22 protein-coding genes are annotated in these 18,121 nt (G+C 61.8%); 3 read left to right on the top strand and 19 right to left on the bottom strand.

Annotated elements, in window-relative coordinates; all coding sequences use genetic code 11:
- Positions 1-21: 21 nt before the first annotated feature.
- A complete protein-coding gene (gene rpoN, locus R1W00_RS05435; protein WP_317261711.1) occupies positions 22-1,362 on the top strand; it encodes an RNA polymerase factor sigma-54 in 1,341 nt (446 codons plus the stop codon).
- Positions 1,363-1,395: 33 nt separating this feature from the next.
- Here the strand turns inward: rpoN and R1W00_RS05440 are convergent, their stop codons facing one another.
- On the bottom strand, positions 1,396-2,151 hold the full coding sequence (locus R1W00_RS05440) for a hypothetical protein (protein ID WP_317261712.1): 756 nt from the start codon (positions 2,149-2,151) through the stop codon (positions 1,396-1,398).
- Positions 2,152-2,166: 15 nt separating this feature from the next.
- Entirely contained in the window at positions 2,167-2,925 is a 759-nt protein-coding gene (locus R1W00_RS05445; protein ID WP_317261713.1) for a hypothetical protein, read from the bottom strand.
- 183 nt (positions 2,926-3,108) lie between these two features.
- Here R1W00_RS05445 and R1W00_RS05450 point away from each other — a divergent pair, with 183 nt between their 5' ends.
- On the top strand, positions 3,109-3,630 hold the full coding sequence (locus tag R1W00_RS05450; protein ID WP_317261714.1) for a hypothetical protein: 522 nt from the start codon (positions 3,109-3,111) through the stop codon (positions 3,628-3,630).
- Between the two features lie 7 nt (positions 3,631-3,637).
- Here R1W00_RS05450 and R1W00_RS05455 read toward each other — a convergent pair whose 3' ends face one another.
- From R1W00_RS05455 to R1W00_RS05535, 17 genes are all read right to left on the bottom strand, one after another.
- Positions 3,638-3,877 (bottom strand): hypothetical protein, encoded by a 240-nt coding sequence (locus tag R1W00_RS05455; RefSeq protein WP_317261715.1) that lies wholly within the window; start codon positions 3,875-3,877, stop codon positions 3,638-3,640.
- Positions 3,874-5,031 (bottom strand): flagellar biosynthesis protein FlhB, encoded by a 1,158-nt coding sequence (gene flhB, locus R1W00_RS05460; protein ID WP_317261716.1) that lies wholly within the window; start codon positions 5,029-5,031, stop codon positions 3,874-3,876. Before flhB ends, R1W00_RS05455 begins: the two co-directional genes overlap by 4 nt.
- Positions 5,024-5,839: a flagellar biosynthetic protein FliR gene (gene fliR / locus R1W00_RS05465; RefSeq protein ID WP_317261717.1), complete on the bottom strand. Its 816-nt coding sequence runs from the start codon at positions 5,837-5,839 to the stop codon at positions 5,024-5,026. The genes flhB and fliR overlap by 8 nt, the downstream gene beginning before the upstream one ends.
- 2 nt (positions 5,840-5,841) lie before the next feature.
- Positions 5,842-6,108, bottom strand: coding sequence for a flagellar biosynthesis protein FliQ (gene fliQ, locus R1W00_RS05470; protein ID WP_317261718.1), 267 nt, complete (start codon positions 6,106-6,108; stop codon positions 5,842-5,844).
- 3 nt (positions 6,109-6,111) lie between these two features.
- On the bottom strand, positions 6,112-6,858 hold the full coding sequence (fliP, locus tag R1W00_RS05475; protein ID WP_317261719.1) for a flagellar type III secretion system pore protein FliP: 747 nt from the start codon (positions 6,856-6,858) through the stop codon (positions 6,112-6,114).
- Entirely contained in the window at positions 6,855-7,130 is a 276-nt protein-coding gene (locus tag R1W00_RS05480) for a flagellar assembly protein FliO (RefSeq protein ID WP_317261720.1), read from the bottom strand. The genes fliP and R1W00_RS05480 overlap by 4 nt, the downstream gene beginning before the upstream one ends.
- A gap of 87 nt (positions 7,131-7,217) precedes the next feature.
- Positions 7,218-7,511, bottom strand: coding sequence for a flagellar motor switch protein FliN (fliN, locus tag R1W00_RS05485; protein ID WP_317261721.1), 294 nt, complete (start codon positions 7,509-7,511; stop codon positions 7,218-7,220).
- Positions 7,512-7,529: 18 nt separating this feature from the next.
- Positions 7,530-8,495, bottom strand: coding sequence for a flagellar motor switch protein FliM (gene fliM, locus R1W00_RS05490; RefSeq protein ID WP_317261722.1), 966 nt, complete (start codon positions 8,493-8,495; stop codon positions 7,530-7,532).
- A 12-nt stretch (positions 8,496-8,507) separates the two neighbouring features.
- Complete coding sequence (gene fliL / locus R1W00_RS05495) at positions 8,508-9,083, bottom strand: flagellar basal body-associated FliL family protein (protein ID WP_317261723.1); 576 nt, start codon at positions 9,081-9,083, stop codon at positions 8,508-8,510.
- Between the two features lie 11 nt (positions 9,084-9,094).
- Positions 9,095-10,510 carry a flagellar hook-length control protein FliK gene (locus R1W00_RS05500; protein WP_317261724.1) on the bottom strand — a complete coding sequence of 472 codons (1,416 nt, stop codon included), beginning with the start codon at positions 10,508-10,510 and terminating at the stop codon, positions 9,095-9,097.
- Positions 10,511-10,573: 63 nt separating this feature from the next.
- Entirely contained in the window at positions 10,574-10,987 is a 414-nt protein-coding gene (locus tag R1W00_RS05505) for a hypothetical protein (RefSeq protein WP_317261725.1), read from the bottom strand.
- Positions 10,984-12,315: a FliI/YscN family ATPase gene (locus R1W00_RS05510; RefSeq protein ID WP_317261726.1), complete on the bottom strand. Its 1,332-nt coding sequence runs from the start codon at positions 12,313-12,315 to the stop codon at positions 10,984-10,986. Before R1W00_RS05510 ends, R1W00_RS05505 begins: the two co-directional genes overlap by 4 nt.
- Positions 12,312-13,070: a FliH/SctL family protein gene (locus R1W00_RS05515; RefSeq protein ID WP_317261727.1), complete on the bottom strand. Its 759-nt coding sequence runs from the start codon at positions 13,068-13,070 to the stop codon at positions 12,312-12,314. Before R1W00_RS05515 ends, R1W00_RS05510 begins: the two co-directional genes overlap by 4 nt.
- Positions 13,067-14,107, bottom strand: coding sequence for a flagellar motor switch protein FliG (gene fliG, locus R1W00_RS05520; protein ID WP_317261728.1), 1,041 nt, complete (start codon positions 14,105-14,107; stop codon positions 13,067-13,069). The genes R1W00_RS05515 and fliG overlap by 4 nt, the downstream gene beginning before the upstream one ends.
- Positions 14,104-15,789: a flagellar basal-body MS-ring/collar protein FliF gene (fliF, locus tag R1W00_RS05525; RefSeq protein ID WP_317261729.1), complete on the bottom strand. Its 1,686-nt coding sequence runs from the start codon at positions 15,787-15,789 to the stop codon at positions 14,104-14,106. The genes fliG and fliF overlap by 4 nt, the downstream gene beginning before the upstream one ends.
- A 31-nt stretch (positions 15,790-15,820) precedes the next feature.
- On the bottom strand, positions 15,821-16,144 hold the full coding sequence (fliE, locus tag R1W00_RS05530) for a flagellar hook-basal body complex protein FliE (RefSeq protein WP_317261730.1): 324 nt from the start codon (positions 16,142-16,144) through the stop codon (positions 15,821-15,823).
- An 11-nt stretch (positions 16,145-16,155) separates the two neighbouring features.
- A complete protein-coding gene (locus R1W00_RS05535; RefSeq protein ID WP_317261731.1) occupies positions 16,156-17,316 on the bottom strand; it encodes a sigma-54 interaction domain-containing protein in 1,161 nt (386 codons plus the stop codon).
- A 449-nt stretch (positions 17,317-17,765) separates the two neighbouring features.
- Between R1W00_RS05535 and R1W00_RS05540 the strand changes: the two genes are divergently transcribed.
- Positions 17,766-18,074 carry a hypothetical protein gene (locus tag R1W00_RS05540; RefSeq protein WP_317261732.1) on the top strand — a complete coding sequence of 103 codons (309 nt, stop codon included), beginning with the start codon at positions 17,766-17,768 and terminating at the stop codon, positions 18,072-18,074.
- Positions 18,075-18,121 lie beyond the last annotated feature (47 nt).

The following is an 18,121-nucleotide window of genomic DNA, read 5'->3' on the forward strand; positions in this document are numbered from 1 at the left end:
GTGTGTAACGGAGTGTAAACAGTGCAAATTCAAGCGTCCCAACAGATCGGTCAGCGACAGAGCCTTGTCGTCACCGCCCAGTTGCAACAGGCGATTTTCCTGTTGCAGATGTCCAATACGGATCTCCAATCCTATATCGAAAGCGAAGCCGAAGAGAACCCGTTTCTTGAAATGAAACTGCGTGGGTCCGACGGTGAACGCCGCCGAGAATTGCCGTCCCTGCCGTCGGCCAAGGGCGGTGCGTCGGGCGATTTCGACTTTATCCAGATGCGCGCCGAGGCGCCCGAGAAATCCCTGTTCGCCCATGTCTCGGCCCAGTTCGATCTGATGTTCACGGTCCCGCAGGATCGCGCGACGGCGGAACTGTTCCTTGAGGCGCTGGAACCCTCCGGCTGGCTGGGTGAGGATCTGGACCTGCTGGCGATGAAAACCGGCATGAACGGCGATGAGGCCGAGGCGTTTCTGGCCCGCGTTCAGGACATTGAACCGGCTGGTCTGTTCGCACGCTCTCTGTCCGAATGTCTGCGCCTACAGGCCGCCGACAAGGGGTTCCTGACCCCGCTGTTCGCCGCGGTATTGGACAATCTGCCGATGCTGGCGGCGGCCGACCTCAAGGGTCTGTGCCGTGCCTGTGACTGTGACATGGATGAGCTGCGCGATCAGTTGCGTCTGATCCGTTGTCTGAACCCGAAACCGGGCACCAGCTTTGACGCCGACACCGTGAACCAGCGCGCGCCGGACCTGATCGTCACGCGTGGCGAGGCGGGCTGGGTCGTGGACCTGAACCGGTCGACCCTGCCGTCGGTGATCGTGAATGAGGACAAGGCCGACGCCGTCAGCCACGCCAAGGACAGCGCCGAGTACGTCGGTGAACGCCTGTCGGTGGCGCGTTGGTTGCGCCGCGCGGTCGAGCATCGCAATCAAACCACGCTGAAGGTCGGGGCGGAAATCGTCCGCCGCCAGTCCGAATTTCTGGAACACGGGCCTTCGCGCATCAAACCGATGATCCTGAAAGACGTGGCCGAGGCCGTGGGCGTGCATGAAAGCACGGTCAGCCGCGTGACCTCGGGTCTGTTGATCACCACGCCGCAGGGGACGTTCCCGCTCAAGACGTTCTTTTCCGCCGCGCTTAGCTGCAATGACAGCGATGAGGCCGGATCGGCCGCCGCCGTGCGTCATCGCATTCAGCAGCTGATCAAGGATGAGCCCGCCGATCGCCCGCTGAGCGACGATACGATTGCCAAGATCATTTCGGATGAGGGGATCAATCTGGCGCGCCGCACCGTGGCGAAATACCGTGAGGCGCTGAAAATCCCGTCCTCGTTCCAACGCCGTCGCAACGCGGCCTTGGCCCTGCGCTAATCCAACACTGATCGGCAAAGAAAAAGGCCGGGGTTAACCCCCGGCCATTGCTTTGTCCGGATCGTCCTGATCCTCCGCGTCCTCGCGGTAGAGAAACGCATAGGTCAGGTCCGGCTCCATCATCTCGCACACCTCGCGCGCGGCGATCTCATTGGGGGCCGCGATGACGGCAAAGGGCGTCAACCCTTGGGCAATGCGGTCCGCGCGGAACAACGCCCGCGAGGCGCGCCACACATAAAGCGACGTCACCGCATAAACGACCCCCGCCACCCACATGCCCACAGGCAGCGACAGCGCGACCAGCGCAACCTGTGTCGCAAGGGCCGACCACAGCCGCGTTTGGGCCAGCCACATAGGCGCGGCGATCAGGGCCATCATCGGCACGGGCAGGGGTTGCAGGTCATAGACAGGACGGGTTTCGTCCGTCGATTTGAACAGTTCCCAATTGCACAGGGCCTTGGGGTTCAGACGTTTGTTCGGACGCTCGGCGGGCGGGGCGACATCGGCCCACTTGCCCAACTCATGCGTGTCGGTCAGAACGTCGAAATCCATCGCGCCGCGCCGGATGGTCAGCACGCAGAGCTTGCTATGATCGCTCGGCAGGCGTTCGCGCAGGGTCTTGATCCCTTGGGTAAACGTCACACCGTTGATCGCCTGCAGGGTGTCACCCTTTTGCAGGCCCAGAGACGCGCCTGCGGGGTTGACCTGTGCCAAACTCAGGCCCGTCGCCATCAGACCCGACACACCGTCTGTTTCCGCTGCGGGTTGCTCGGTTGGTTTTTTGGCCATGTCTGCGCCCTTTCCTCAGGGATAGCTGAACGGGTTGGGTTTGGGTTTCGGCGCGGTGGTGCGCCGCGTGGTCGATGTGGTCTTTTTCGTGGTCGTTGTGGCGGGTTTGGACATGGTCGGTGCCGGTTTCGCGGGGGCAGGGGCCATGGTTTTCGCCATTTCAGGGATCATTTTAGCCATGGTCGCCATTTCGGTCGCCAGCATCTTGGAAATCGCCAGTTGCAGGTCCGACATCGCCAGTTGCACGTTCTCCAGCATGCCGCCCGCGACCTCATCCATATGCATCTTGATGGCGGTGGCCATCTGGGGCTGCATCTGGCCGGCCTTGTCGGTCAGCATCTCAATTTGCGTCGCCATGTCGGTTTCAAAGGCGGTCATGCGTTCGGCCATCTGGGCGGCGGCCATGCTCTGGGCGTCGCTGTTTTCCATATAGGCCATGACGATCTTGTCGACCTCGCCCACCGCGCCGTTCAGGTCCTGCACCGAGGTCGAGAACATCGTCAGCGCCTCAAGCTGGGTGTCATTGGCGGCCTGCATGTCGCCAAGCGTCTGGAAATAGACCAAGGCGCCAAAGGTCACCGCCGTTGCCACCGCCGCGAACCCGCCAAGGGCGATGATCACCAGATTTTTGCGGGTGCGTTCCAGACGCGTGGCGGCGCGTTCGTATTCGCCCTTCATCTGGCTGATCTCGGCGGCCACGTCATTTGCGGCCTCGGCGGCCTCTATGGCCAGGCGAATGCTGTCTTCAAGACTTTGCGGGGTGCCGGTGCTCATCGGGGGCTCCTCTTGCGGCAGGCTTTTGCGAGTAGACCTGTGCAGATTCCGTGCCATCCTGCCCATTTGAGTGGGGGTATCTGACCGGTTGCGCGCCTAAAACTCTGTGCTTTTGGGCCGTTGCAAATTCTGTCGGGACCGCGTGTCCGACTGCCTGAATTAACCCGTCAGAGGACCCCGAGAATGGACGCAGACACCGAAACGGAAAGCCCGATCAAACCCTTTGCCAAGCTGGTGCTGGGCGACAGTTCCTATGAAATCGCCGAAGGGTCGAATGACGAAGAACTGCTGTACCGCCCCGCGGGCACGCCTTTGTGGAACCGTCTGAGTTCCCCGCGCAGCCGTGGTTGGCAAAAGGCGACGGCGGAAATTCTGGTCAGCACCCGCGATGCCCTGCGCGACTATGTGCGGATGCACCTGATCCGACTGTCCGGTGAACCGGGTGGGTCGGGGCCGTTTGAATACGACCTGTTCGGGTTCCGCTGGTCCTATCGCGAGGTGGCCGATGCGGTGCACCTGAAACTGCCCGAGAGCGATTGGGCCGCTGTGCGTCTCAGCGAACAGGAACCGCCCCTGACGGGCCGCGAACGCGCGATTGACGCCTTGATTGAGGGCCACCCCGAATTGCACGCGCGCTTTGCCCCCGATGTTGAAGCATGGGCGCTCAGGATTTCGGCGGGCGTGCAGGTTCAGCCGGTTTTCTAAACCACCCCTAATCCTTATGAACGCGCTGGGTCCTGTCGGGTCCAGCGCGTTTCTTTTCGATCCAGTTGCCGATCTGGAACCGGAACGCGGCCAACAGGCAACTGATCGCCGCCCCGATCAGCAGGACACGGTTCATCGGTCCGCCCTCATAGACAGATACCTCGCCCCACAGCCACATCGAGACCCCGAAAAACGTGACGGAAGAGATCATTTCACCGCGGCTCTGGCGGCGTTTGCGGTTGCTCATGCGGTGTCTCCTTTCAGGGGCCGACCAAATTCGTCCAGCATCAATTCATCGGGCAGCTCAATATCGGGCATCAGCGGATTCAACCCGTTCTCCAACCGGTGCACATGGGCCAGAATGGCGGCGACGGCGGCAAACAGTTGCTCGGAAATCTCCCATCCCACATCACCGGTGTAATAGAGCGCACGGGCAAGAGGCGGCACCTGCATGATGGTGACACGCGCCGATTTCGCGCGGTCGATGATGTCATGGGCCATCGCTCCGCGCCCCAAGGCCACGATGATGGGCGCGTTGGTTTCACCGGGGATGTATTTCAGAGCCACGGCAAAATGGGTCGGGTTGGTGATGACCGTGGTGGCCTCGGGCACATCATCGACGGCCTTGCGGCGGCGGGCGGTGTTGCGGCTGGCCTCCATTTGCAGGCGGCGGATCTGGCCTTTGACCTCGGGGGAACCTTCGGAATCCTTGGTTTCCTCTTTGACCTCTTGGCGCGACATTTTCAGTTTCTTGTTATGCGAGAACAGCTGATACCCCAGATCCACGCCACCAATCACCGCAAGCGAGATGCACATCGCCGCCAGAATGCGCACCATCCCGTTGGTGAGCAGACCAAGGGAATTCGCAGGCGCCATATGGATCATCGCATTGAGTTGCGGCAGGAATTCAAACATCACCCCGACGGCGGCCAGCAACAGCAACACGACCTTCAGGATCGCCTTGCTCAGCTCGACCAGCGCGCGCATCGACACCATCCGTTTCAGACCCGCGCCGGGGTTGATCTTGGAGGCCTTGAACGCCATCGCCTTGGGCGCAAAGTTCAGCCCGCCAATCGCGGCCTGCATGAGCAGGGTCATGACCAACAGGGGCACGCCCACCGATAGGCCGATCACCAGAACCTCGGTCATGGATTGCCCCAACCGGTCCAGCACCAGCGCGTCCAGATCCTCGGCCCGACCGAAGCGGAAATAGCCCGCCCATTTCGCGGGAATACCACCGGCCAACAGCGGCCCCAAGGCCAGCATCATCGCCGCCGCAACCGTACTGGCCAGAACGAACATTTCCTTGGAGGTGACCACCTGACCATCGCGGCGGGCATTGTCGCGTCGTTTTTGGGTTGGTTCTTCGGTCTTTTCCTGACCGTCGTCGCCTTCAGCCATCGTTGACACCTCCGAATGTGACGGTTAGCCGGTCAAGGCTCTCTTGGATCAGGGCCAGCATCCCGTCGGCCAGAACCGGTGCCCCAAGGAACAGCAATCCGATCGTCACCATCATCGTCAGGGGAAAGCCGAAGGAGAAAATGTTCAATTGCGGCGCCGAGCGGGTGATGACCCCGATCACAAGGTTCAACAGCAACAATACCGCCACCACGGGCATCAACAGTTTGAACCCCGCCATGAACATCGCGCCACCGGCCTCAACCCCCGCCCACAGGATCGGACCAAACGACAAAACCGTGCCCGGCGGCAGGATGCGATAGCTGTCCATCAGGATACGGATGACCTCTAGATGGCCGTCCTCACCCAGAAAGACCGCCAACAGGAACAGGGTGAAAATCTGCGCGACCACTGGCGTCTGCCCGCCGAACGACGGGTCCACCTGTGTCGCAAGACCCAGACCGGCGGTGTTGGCAATCCGGTCACCGGCAAGGGCAGCCGCGCCAAACAGGATCGACAGGATCATCCCCGCCGAGGCCCCGATGAACAGTTCGGTCAGGAAAATGGGCACCGCCGACAAGGTGGCCAAGGCCATCGGATCGGGCATCGGGACCAAGGACATCACCGGCAGGGTCAGAACGGCCGCCGCGACGATGCGCACCTGCACCGGCACATAGCGCGCGCCAAAAAGGGGCGAGGCGATCAGAAACGCCCCGATCCGCAGCATGGCCAGCATGAACTGCATCACCACCCCCATCAACGTGGCGATCTCAAGGGCCGGTATGCCGGTTGTTGTGCCCAGATCCAGCATGGCTATTGGATGTTCGCGATGGATTCAAAGACGTAGCCGAAATAGTCGGTCATCGTCGACAACATGAACCCCGATGCCAAGGCCATGGTGATCAGAACGATCGCCAGTTTGGGCACAAAGCTGAGGGTGGCCTCGTTGATCGATGTCGCGGCCTGTAGGATACCGACCAGCAAACCAATGGCCAGCGCCACGGCCAGAACCGGACCGGCGGTCAGCAGGATGTTCCAATAGGCAATCCGCAGATGCTCGATATTCGCGTCAAAATCCATGGATCAGCCCCCCGGTCCTACACCAAAGCTGGCGGCCAAGGACCCCATCGTCAGGGCCCAGCCATCGACCAGCACAAACAGCAGCAATTTAAACGGCAGCGACACCAGCATCGGTGACAGCATCATCATCCCCAGCGCCATCAGGATTGAGGCGATCACCATGTCGATCACCAGAAACGGCAGGAACAACAGGAACCCGATCTGGAACGCGGTTTTCAGTTCCGACGTGATAAAGGCGGGCAACAGCACCGATAGGGGCACGTCATTGTCCGTGGCATAGGGTTCGTCCCCTGCCAGATCGGCAAACATCAACAGATCGTTCTGACGGGTGTTTTCCAACATGAACCCGACCAGATGCCCGCGCCCGATCTCAAGCGCCTGATCGGCGGGCAGGGTCCCGTCCAGATAGGGACCGGCCGAGGTTTCATAGATATCGGTCAAAACCGGCTGCATCACAAAGAACGACAGGAACAGGGCAATCGCCACAAGGACCTGGTTCGGCGGGGTTTGCTGGGTCCCGAGCGCCTGACGCAGGATCGACAGCACGATGATGATGCGGGTAAAGGCGCTCATCCCTAGGACAATCGACGGCAGAACCGTCAAAACCGTCATCAGGATCAGGATTTGCAGGGACAGGGAATAGGTCGTGTCGCCATCCCCGCCCGTCAGGTTCAGCGCGGGCAGGCCGTCCTGTGCAAGGGCAGGCGAGGCGATCAGGATCAGGAACAGGGGCGCAAGGAGACGGATCATGCCTGAGCCTCCGGTGCGCGGCTTGGCAGGACCTCAACCGCGGTGCCCGTGCGCCGTCCCGTCACGATCAGGACATCGCGCCCATCCACCGACATCAACACCGCGCGCTGATCCGCGCCCAAGGGCAGAACCTCGGTCAAGGCCATCCGGCGATCCGCGCTCAGACGTTGGCGCAGGGGCGTCTTGAACAGCTTGACCACCGCCCAGACCACCAAAAGGGCGGCCATGAACAGGGCGACGATCAGCCAATGTTGCGTCTGGACAAGGGTCAATGGGGCCTCCTGAAACTGGATTCCCCTATCGCTTGCATGTTTCGTGCCAATAGGCGCGGGGGTTGCGTGATCCCCGCGCGGGTCCGTTTAAATGTTCGCCATACGCTCTTCGGGGTCGACGATTTCGCCAAAGCGGATGCCGAACCGTTCGCCGATCACGACGACCTCGCCCTTGGCGATGATCGTGCCGTTCACAAGGATATCCAGCGGATCGCCCGCCAACCGGTCCAGTTCAACCACCGAGCCCTCATTCAGGCGCAACAGTTCCTTGATCGTCAGTTCGGTGCGCCCGACCTCAACCGTCATGCGGACCTTGATGTTTTCAAGCGCCTTGAGGTTGGATTGGTTAACTTCCTGGGCGCTGTCTTGTTCTGTGCTCATCGCGTTGTCCTTTCTGCCCTAGGGGGTGATTTCGCCGGTGATACTGATGGCGGCGTGACCGGCCAGTTCGCCCAGATCGCCCTCATACATCAGCTGCCCCTCGATCAGCAGCTTGGGGTGGGGCCAGATATTCACGGGCACGATATTGCCCGGCTGAATGGCGTTTAGCGTGCCCATCCGCACCGTGGGTTCGGCCAGATGCGCCGTGACCTCTAGGGGGACATCCAACAAGGCGTGCACCAAACGTTGCTTCCAGCTCATGTCGTTGCCGATCACGTCGCTCTGCATGCGGGATCGTAACTGGGAACTGATCGGTTTCAGGGTCTGTAGGGGATAGAGAATATCCACCGTCGCCGGATCGGCCTCGGGCAATTGCACAAGAAAGGAACAGTTCACCACCATGTCGTCGGCGTCACAGAACGAGGCGAATTGCAGGTTTTCCTCGCGGTTGACGACATCGAACGAAATCGGGCTGAGATCCCGCCACGCCAGTTCCAGCGCGTCCAGAACCCCGCGCGAGACGATCTCGATCACGCGGTTCTCGGTCGAGGTGAATTCGGCCCGCCGGTTGGGCTCGTTGGTGATCGTGCCCCCGTAATAGGAATCCGTCAGCAGCGACACGAAGGTCGGGTGCATCACCACCATGTGGTTGCCCCGCAGCTCTTCGATGCGGCTGATGGTCAGGGAGACGAAATTCTCAAGCTCGTCGCTGTATTCCGAGAACTTTTTGATCTCGGGCGGAAAGGCGGAAATACGCGGCTGAATGCGCAGCATCGGCAGGAAGACCGAGCGCGCAATCCGGCAAAACCGTTCGTTGATCATCCTGAGGCCGTAATAGTCGCCCAACAGCGACATGTCGTTGGTCCCGAATTTATAGGACCGTACCTCGGCGCCTTCTTCTTGGGAGTCGTCGTCATCCCCGTGGATCAGACCACCGACAAGCGCGGCGACCTCTTTGGATGACAGCTTGTGTGGCGTAGCCATAGCGCGACCTACTTACTGCAAGACAAAGGTTTTGAAGAACACGTTTTCCACCCCGCCAAAGCCTTCGGCCTCTTCCAGACGGCGGTTGATCGTGTCCTTGATGGCAGTGGCAAGCACATCGCGACCGCCCTCGGCCTCGACCTGTTCCTCGGTAAAGGCCCCGATCGTGGCAAGGATATCCGAGCGCAGCGCCAGCTTGTGCGTCTCGACGTTGTCCATGACCTTTTTGTCATATTGCGTGGACATGCCCAGACCCACCTGCAGGAACCGGCGGGATCCCTTCAGGTTCGTGGTGATCGGTTCCTGAAACTCGTGGTAATGGGTGGCGAATTCGGGGGCGACGTCATCGGGATCCGGCATATCCTTGTTCTTGGGGCCGGTGTCCATTTCGCCTTCGCCGCCTTCTTCGGCCATCTCGGATTGCTCGATCAGGCGCAGCACCTCCTCGGACGGAGACAGGCGCGAGCCGCCGAACTGTTGCCCGCCGAAAAAGCCGCCGCCAAGCATGGCAATGGCCCCGACGATCATCAGGATCACTTTGACTAGGCCGCCTTTTTTCGGGGCGTCTTCGGTTTCTTGATCAGCCATGGGAACCCTCTTTAGGCCAATAGATCAACGCCGGACCCCGATGCGCCAGTGCGCGGCGGGGGCGTGGTGTCGGATGTGTCGATGTCATCGCCGCGCTGGGCGGCGCTCAGGGTCGGACCCTCAGGACCCGATTGATCGCGCTGGCCACGGGCATCGCCCTGTTGGCCCGCGGTGTGACCGGCCAGATCCATGCCCGCGCGTTCCATCATTTCGGACAGGCGCCCTTGGGCGTCATTGAACAGGCGCGCGGCCTCGGCGGTTTCGGTGATGATGCGGATATTGGCCGCGCCATCGCGCATCTCGATCTGGATTTGCAGACGGCCCAGACGTTCGGGCGTCAGGGTCATGTCGATCTGCTCGGCCCCGTCGGCGGCCTGCATCTGGATGTCCTCGATCAGACTGTCGGTCCATGTGGGCGAGGTCATGTCCAAAGGCGCTTCGACCCGTGCATCGGCGGCTTTTGCCATCGCGGCGGGGTCGTTGACGATCTGCGGGTTCGTGGGCGCAAAGGGCAGGGTGCCCTCGGGCGCGTCGGTCACGACGGCGGGGGTGATGTCTACGGTCGGGGCCTGTGCCGTTGTGGATTTCAGGGCCACCTCGGCCACGCGCGGGGCGTTCGTGACCGGCGCGATCACCTCGGGGGCAAGCTCGGCCTCGCTCACGGCGGCGACCGGTGCGGTCGGGGCCACGCGGACCTGCGGTGTCTCGGTCACGGGCGCATCGACCGCAACCGTTGCGGTCGGGGCGGCGGTGGTTGCGGTGGGCGTGCGCGTCTGTTGCCCAACCATCTGCGCGACGGGCAGGGTGGGGGCGGCGCTTGCCGTGCTGAGGGCCGCGCGGATGCCGGTGTCGGGTGCCGCCGTGACGGTCTCAACCGGCAGACCCTGTGCGGGTAGGGCCGCGATGGGGCCCGCCTGCAGGGTCAGGATATCGGTGATGTCATCGCCACCTTGTTCTGGCGTGGCTTCGCCGGGTTCACCGGGGACGGTGATCTGTGTTTGCACCGGCACCTCATGCCCCGTCAGGCGCAGGCCGATCTGGTTCAACACATCCGTCACGACGGCGGCGTCGGTTTCGGGATCACCGGTCAGCTCTAGCGCGGGCATCTCGCCCTCAACCGGCATGTCGCCGGTTTTCACCGCCTGCATCACGGCGGCCAGAATTTGCGCAGGTTCGGCGTCGGCGGGCAGGTTCAGGGCGGCCAGATCCAGAACCGGCAGGCCCTCAACCACCTTTCCCTCGCCAAGGGTTTCCTTGATCTGATCCAATGTCGGCAGGTCGCCGTCCGCGCCCTCAGCCGCCTGATCGGGGTTTAGGGTGGCAAACAGCGCCGCGAATAGGGGATTTTCGCCCGGCACCTTTTGTGTGCCCATCGACAGATGTCCGGTGGTGCCCAGACCCCCTTCGCCCAGCGAAACAGATGTCATACCTGACCTCTAACAGTTAAAAATCGTTACGTTCACGGTGAAATTGCAAGATCGGTGCCAAACTTACCGACGGCGTGTGCCGCCGTTCTGTTCATCGGCCCGATCCTGTTTGTCTTGTGCGGCCTGACGGCGCGCGGTCGTGGCGCGATCGGACAGCATATCAAAGCGCGTTTCGATCTGGCTCAGCTCGCGCTGAACCCCGTCCTGTTGACCGGCCAGCATCTCGGCGCGGTTGCGCGTGATGTCCAGTTGCGCGGCCAGTTCGGTGCCAAACCAATGGGTTGCCTGCAATTGCGCGGGGTGGCTGACCTGATTGATGTCGCCCTTTTTCTCTTGCAGCAGGGACGAGATTTTATGCGCCGCGTTCTGGGTGTTCTCGTGATCTTCGCGCATGGTCCGCAGCTTGGCCGAGGTGCTGGACAGGCGCAGTTTCTCGCGCTGTGCCATCAGGTGATAGAGGCGGTCTTGGGTGCTCATCTGTCTCCTCCGGTCAGGGCCATCAGACGCAGCAGGCTGTCGTCGAATGTGGCGGGTTCGTCGCTGTTTTGGGTGATCAACGCGGTGATGTCGGGCCAAAGGGCGATGGCCTCATCCAGATCGGGCTCCTGCCCCTTGGAGTAGCCGCCCATCAGCATCAGGTCGCGGTTTTCCAAGTAGAGCGATATCAGGCGGCGCAGTTTGCGCGCGGCACCTGCGTGGCTGGACGTCACGATGTCGTTCATCACGCGGCTGACCGATTGGGGGATATCGATCGCGGGGTAAAGACCCATCTGCGCCTGTTTGCGCGACAGCACCAAATGCCCGTCCAGAATGGCGCGCGCGGTGTCGACCACTGGGTCGTTGGCATCATCGCCATCGGCCAGAATGGTGTAAAATGCGGTGATCGACCCCTGACCTGCCAAACCCGGTCCCGCCCGTTCGATCAGCGACGGGATCAGAGACACGACCGAGGGGGGATAGCCCTTGGCCGTGGGTTGTTCGCCAAGCGCCAGACCCACCTCGCGTTTGGCATGGGCGACGCGGGTCAGGCTGTCGATGATCAACAAAACCTCTTTGCCCTGCGCGCGGAAATATTCGGCGATGGCGGTGGCGCGAAACGCGCTGCGCAGCCGCAACAGGGGCGAACGGTCGGCGGGCGTCGCCACGACACAGGTGCGCGCCGCGCTCTCTCCGGTCATGACGTTGCGCACAAAGGCCCCGACCTCGCGCGCGCGCTCGCCGATCAGGCCGACGACGATGACGTCCGCGTTGGTGTTCTTGGTCATCATCTCGATCAGAACCGATTTCCCGACGCCAGATCCCGCGATGATCCCGACGCGTTGCCCGCGCCCGATGGTTAGGGCGGCGTTCAACACCCGCACGCCCACGTCCAGAACCGTATCGACCGGTTGGCGGGCCAGCGGGTTCAGCATCTGCCCGCCAAGGGGCCAGTCCTGTGGCGCGTGCGGCATGGGCCGGTCGTCCAGCGGATGGCCCTCGGCGTCCAGCACTCGGCCCAACAAATCCGCCCCCACCGAGGCGGCATAGCCGTTGCTGATCAGCCGGACCCGCGCGCCGGCGGTGATCTGCGCACCGGGCGTGTCCAGAAACAGCATGTTGCGCCCGTCCTGAAATCCGACGATTTCACCCGTCGCAGGCGCGCCACGCAACGTATCGATCTGACAAATCGCACCGGGCGTGGCGGGAAAGCCCGAGCATTCCACGATCAGCCCGTCATAGCGGATCACGCGGCCCTCAAGTTCCAGCGTCTGATGCGCCGGAACCGCCTGTAGGGATTGGCCGATGCGTTCAAGGATCGCGTTCATGCGGCCCCCTGTGGAAACAGGACGTCGCGCAGTTGCACCGCGCCCGAACGGATGTCGACATCCCCGCGCGACAGGCTGTCATCGGGGCCGATCCGGTCGGGGTTGAGCAAGTCCGAGCCCGCCAGATGCGGTTTGATCGCGGCGAAATCGTCGGGGTTCAGGCGCACGGTGACGGCGGCGACCCCTTGGGCCACACGGTCCGCCAAGGCCTCAACCCGTTTCACGAATGGCGCGGGCATCTCGTCGATCATTTGCCCCGCGCGTTGGGCGGCAAGGGTTTTGACGGCCTCGGCAATTGTGTCCGTGAGCGTACCCAGTCCTGCGGCCTCAAGATGGGACAGACGCAGGGTTGCCGCCTCAAATAGGGCGCGGGCCTCGGCCAGTTCGGCCTCGGCCCGGGCCTGGCCTTCGGCCATGCCGCGCGCGTGGCCCTCGGCGTCCCCTTGGGCCAGACCGGCGGCGAACCCGTCGGCGTGTGCGCTGGCGCGTTCGGTCTCCAGATCGATCGGGGGCGGGGCGGGGGCGAGGATTTCCTCGACCACATCCTCGGCGTCTTCTTCGATTTCGGGATTGGCCAGAACCGCCGCATCCGGCGCAGCGGGGGGCGCCTTGGCCAGATCGGCGCGCCGGAAATTGCGATCGGTCGTGTGGTCGAACCGCGCCTGAAACCCGTTGGCGCGGGCGGCGCGAACAAGGTTCATGATGTCGTCGGGGCCAAGGGGCGCGGGGCCCTGCGGGTCGGGGGTGTCGGTCATACCATTTCCTCACCACCGCGACCGGCCAGAACGATCGTGCCCGCATCGGCCATACGCCGTGCAACATCGACGATTTCTTTCTGGGCGATCTGCACATCGGTCAGGCGCACCGGTCCAAGGGCGTCCATTTCGTCCATGATATTGGCCGCCGCACGGGTCGACATACAGCCGAACAGCTTGCGCTGAAGCGTGTCGTCGGCCCCTTTGAGCGCCATGACAAGGATTTCCGGCGCGATCTCGCGCAGCAGGGTTTGCAGGGCGCGGTCCTCGGATTTGACCAGATTGTCGAAGACGAACATGTTGTCCTGCAACGACTGCATAAGGTCCTTGTCCTCTTTCTTGATCTCTTTGAGGATGCGACCTTCGACGTCCTGTTTGGTAAAGTTCATGATGCGCGCCGCCGCCTTGATGCCGCCGATCTGAGACGAGCGCAGGGTGGTGTTGGCCTTGAACTTGCGCTGCATCACCTGTTCCAGATCGCGCAACGCCTCGGGCTGAACCGTGTTCAGGGAGGCAATCCGGCGCACGATGTCGGGTTGGATGTCCTCGGGCAAGAGGATCAGAACCTCGGACGCCAGTTGATAGTCCAGCGATGAAATGATCAGCGCCATGATCTGCGGGTGTTCATCGAGGATGAGTTCGGCCACGGAATTGGCGTCCATCCAGTCAAGGATTTCGATCGGGCGTTCCGAGCTGCTGCTGGTGATGCGGCTGAGGACCGATTGGGCCTTGTCGCTGCCCAAGGCCTCGGTCAACACAGTGCGCACATAGGCGTTCGCGCCGACACCGACGCCGGTCTGGCTGCGCAGGTGGTTCAGAAATTCGTCCAGAACCGCGTTTACCGTGTCATGATCGACGCCACGCACCGAATACATTGCCGCGCCGAGGTCCTGAACCTCTTTGGGCGACATCATGCGCAGCACGTTCGATGCGCCCTGTTCGCCAAACAGCATCATCAGGATGGCGGCCTTTTGCGTGCCGGTCAGTTCCTCAAGCGGCAGGCTGCCGGGAATGGCGGAGGGTCCTAGTGCGCTCATTTCGCGGCCTCCCCTTCGGTTTCCATCAGGGCTTGGAATGCGGTTGCGATGCGGGTGGTGTCGGACTCCGCCAGATGCCGGACGAGGGACACCTTGGCCTCATAGCTGCTGGTGCCGTCGAAGTCCTCGGGGTCCAGATCGGCACCCAGACGGCGGCGCAGGTCCTCTAGGCTATCGCCCTCGGCGACCTCAACGGGCGTGCCCAGCGACGGGCTGGCCAAGGGCGAGGCGGGGGCGGGCAGCAACACGCGGTTCAGGATCGGGCGCACGATGCCAAGGATGATCACGGCCAGTGCCAAGATTTGCGCGGCCTGACGACCGGCGTCAAAGACCCAAGGTTCCTGATACCACGCGGCAGAGACAGGTTCGAAAGTTTCGATGAACGGGCGGCTGGAGACGGTTATGGTATCGCCGCGCTCGGCATCAAAGCCGATGGCCGTTTGCGTCAGGCGTTCGATGTCATCAAGCAGCGCCGTGTCGGCCGTGTCTTCTTCGCCGGTTTCGCCCGCGATGGTTTCGGCGGCGCGCACCAGAACGGCGGCGTTAATGCGAACGATGCGGGCGCTGGCGGGTTGGGTGGTTTCGACGCGGCGGCTGACCTCATAGTTGCGGGTAGCCGAGGAACTGCTGCTGCCGTTCTGGCCGCCTGCGGTGACGTTTTCACCCGGGCGGGCGTTTTCAAGTGCGGCCTCATCGGGCGGGGTGTTGGCGACCGCGCCGGGAATGCCGCGGGCGTTGTCACTGGTGTTTTGCTGGTTGCTGTTTTGCTCACTGCGCAGGGCGATGCCGTTGGGATCGTATTCCTCACGCGTGATTTCCGAGCGGGTGAAGTCCATGTCCAACGTCACCTCAACCGCCGCATTGCCGAAGCCCACGATGGGGGTGATGAGGGATTCAATGCGGCTGCGGTACAGGGCCTCAAGGCGCATCTGGTGGGCCATCTGCGTGTTGGTCATCGCGTTGATGGGGTCGTCGCTCTCGCTGGACAACAGGCGGCCGGTCTGATCGACCACAGAGACGTTCGCGCGGGTCAGGCCGGGAATGGAGGTGGTGACGAGGCTGACAATCGCGCGGATCTGTTCCTCTTCGACGCTGCGTCCTTGGACCAGTTGCAAAAAGACCGAGGCGCGGGGCGGTTGCGTGTCGCGGACAAAGGCGGTGCGTTCGGGCAGGGCAAGGTGGACGCGGGCGGCCTGAACCACCTGCAATTCGGTGATGGAACGGGCCAGTTCCAACTCCTGCATCTGGCGCAAACGGGCGCTCTCGACCGAGCGGCTGGTGCCCATGGGCATGTCGGTCAGGGTGGCATAGCCGTCCGGCGTCCCTTGGGGCAGGCCGACGGTGGCAAGGATCATCTTGGCGCGGTGGTAATCGTCGCTGGGGACGCGAATGTTGCCGGTGGCGATGTCGAGGTTCGCCTCGATCCCGCTGCTGGACAGAGCGTCCAGCGCGCGGGCCTTGTCGGCCTCGGGCATAGAGGGGAACAGGGCCATCTGGCTGGTCTGGCCGAGGAACATATAGACCGACAGGCCGATCACGGCGGCGGCGACAAGCGCGATGCCGGGCAGGGCGCGGCGCACACCGGGTTGGTCGGACAGGCGTTGTACCTGTGATAGCATCCCGCGGGCACGCCCCGTCAACGAGGCCTGATCGGTGTTTGTGATATTGGTCGTGCTGTCCATCTCTGGTCTGGCCTCTATCGGGTTTGCGGGATCACACCGGCATGTTCATGATGTCGCGATAGGCCGTCAGGGCCTTGTTGCGCACTTGCAAAGTCAGTTGAAAGCCCAGCGAGGCGACCTGTTGTTCGACCATGACACCCGCCAGATCCTCGGTCCGGCCCATCTCGAAATCCTTGGCCGCGTCGGCGGCTTTTTTCTGGGCTTCGGCAAGCTGGTCCACGGCTCCGCCCATCCGTTCAGAGAACGAGGGGCCTTGGGTCTCTTGGGGTTTGGCGACAGGCGCGGGCTTTTGCGGGGCCGCGACGCTGGATAGGGCAAGGCTCTGGGCCGCCCCGATACCAGTGATGCTGCTCATAGCGGCCTCCGTTACGCGGCGTGGACGGCGGTCTCGGCCAGATCCACGTCACCGGCCACGGCACACAGGCCATCGGTCGCGGTGATCATGATATCGTCGGAGGTGATGATGCCGTCCTCATGCAGAACCAGCGCGCGTTGGATGATGTTTTCCAGCTCGCGCACATTGCCCGGCCAATCGTGATCCATCAGGGTCTGGATCGCGCTATCGGACAGAATCGGCAGGGCCGTGCCCTCAGCCGTGTGGCGCCGGATCATCGCAACGGCCAGCGCGGGCAGGTCATCCTTGCGGTCGTTCAGGGCGACAGTGCTGAGCGGGAAAACATTCAGGCGATAGAACAGGTCTTCGCGGAATTTACCGGCGCGGACCTCGGCCATCATGTTGCGGTTCGAGGTGGCGATCACACGGATGTCGACCTTTTCCTCTTTTTGCGACCCCAGCGGCGTGACGGTCTTCTCTTGCAGAACACGCAGCAGTTTCGCCTGCAGGCCCATCGGCATTTCCGAAATCTCGTCCAGCATCAGCGTGCCACCTTGGGCCGCGCGCACGATGCCCTTGTTCGGGGTGGATGCACCGGTGAACGCACCCTTTTCATGGCCGAACAGGATCGCCTCCAGCATGTTTTCGGGGATCGCTGCACAGTTGATGGCGATAAACGGGGCCGATTTGCGCGGGGAATAGGCGTGGATGAGTTTGCCCAGAACCTCTTTGCCCGATCCGGTGGGGCCGTTCACAAACACGGTCACATCTGTTTTCGCGACGCGCGCGGCCATGTCCATAAGCTTGCCCGTGGCCCGGTCACCGGCAACCATACCGCAAAACGGTGCGGCCATCACATCGACCAGCGTCAGCAACCAACCGTTGCGCAGCGGTGCCGCGCCCCCATCGGTCAGTGCAAACCGCGTCAGACGCCCGCCCATCTCTTGCGTGAAGAGCGGGGCGCTTGCGCCTTCTTCGATAATAATAACGGATTGGGCGCCGATGCGGCGGGCGGTATCCAGAACGGCCTTGTGGCCGACGGTGGCTTCGTGTTTGGCAGAACACACAAGCACCGCGGATTTTTCAGTGGGCAGGTCTTCGGTCACAAGCGCGGATACGCGACGGCGGGCCAAAAGGTCCTTCAACGTATCCCCGACATTAAGGCCGGTCGCGATAATCGTAATCTGGCACATAGTCATCCCCATAGTTGCTGAGGATGAAAAAGCAGGGATCGTGCCAAGTCGGCGCGCCCATGGCCAGTTAACCGATCAAAACGGAACGGTGTTCGGCTTTTTTAGGGAAAACTCACAAAAAACATGCAGAAAATGCGGATTTAAAAACGATTTTGAGGTTTAAAAAACGATTTTAATCCTGAAAAACGCTAAAGTAGTAAAATCCTCACGGATCCGTGATGTGTCATTGACGCCTGTCGGAAAAATGACAACGCGGGTTAGGTTGGGTCGAATGGCCTTTGTCGCACTCGTGACAGTTAAGTATATAAAAATAAATGACTAATCACCAAGGTGTACATACTCGACCCCCAAAAGAGTATGTGAATCCATACCTCCGATAGCCTTACATTATTCACCCCACGACCGTTTTTTCTAGCAGACGACGTCCCCCGAATGAATGGCAGGCTCAGATGCTTTCAAAAACGTACCACCTCAAATTTCCCAACCTCGACGCTGCTCAGATTGCTGCACCGTTCGTGACTGAAACACTAGGGGGCGCAATCCCCGAGTGCAAATTGTCCGGACTGACCATTCTGATCAGTAAGGAAGGGGATATCTCGGTTAATGTGTTTTTCGGTTCCATGGCGGATTTGAAGAACTTTGAAAAAACCCACGGAACTTTTGTCGAAACGATGAAGAAGACCTTCTTGTTCAAGTCCACCGGATTTGACGGGGTCTGTATCTTCAACTTCGACGCGTCCGAGGATGATGCCGCCTGATTGGTGAAACGGCCCGCCTTTTGCAAAGGGCCGGAGAACCAATGGGC

This window comes from Rhodovulum sp. FJ3 (assembly GCF_032918305.1).
Taxonomy (GTDB): domain Bacteria; phylum Pseudomonadota; class Alphaproteobacteria; order Rhodobacterales; family Rhodobacteraceae; genus SAT37.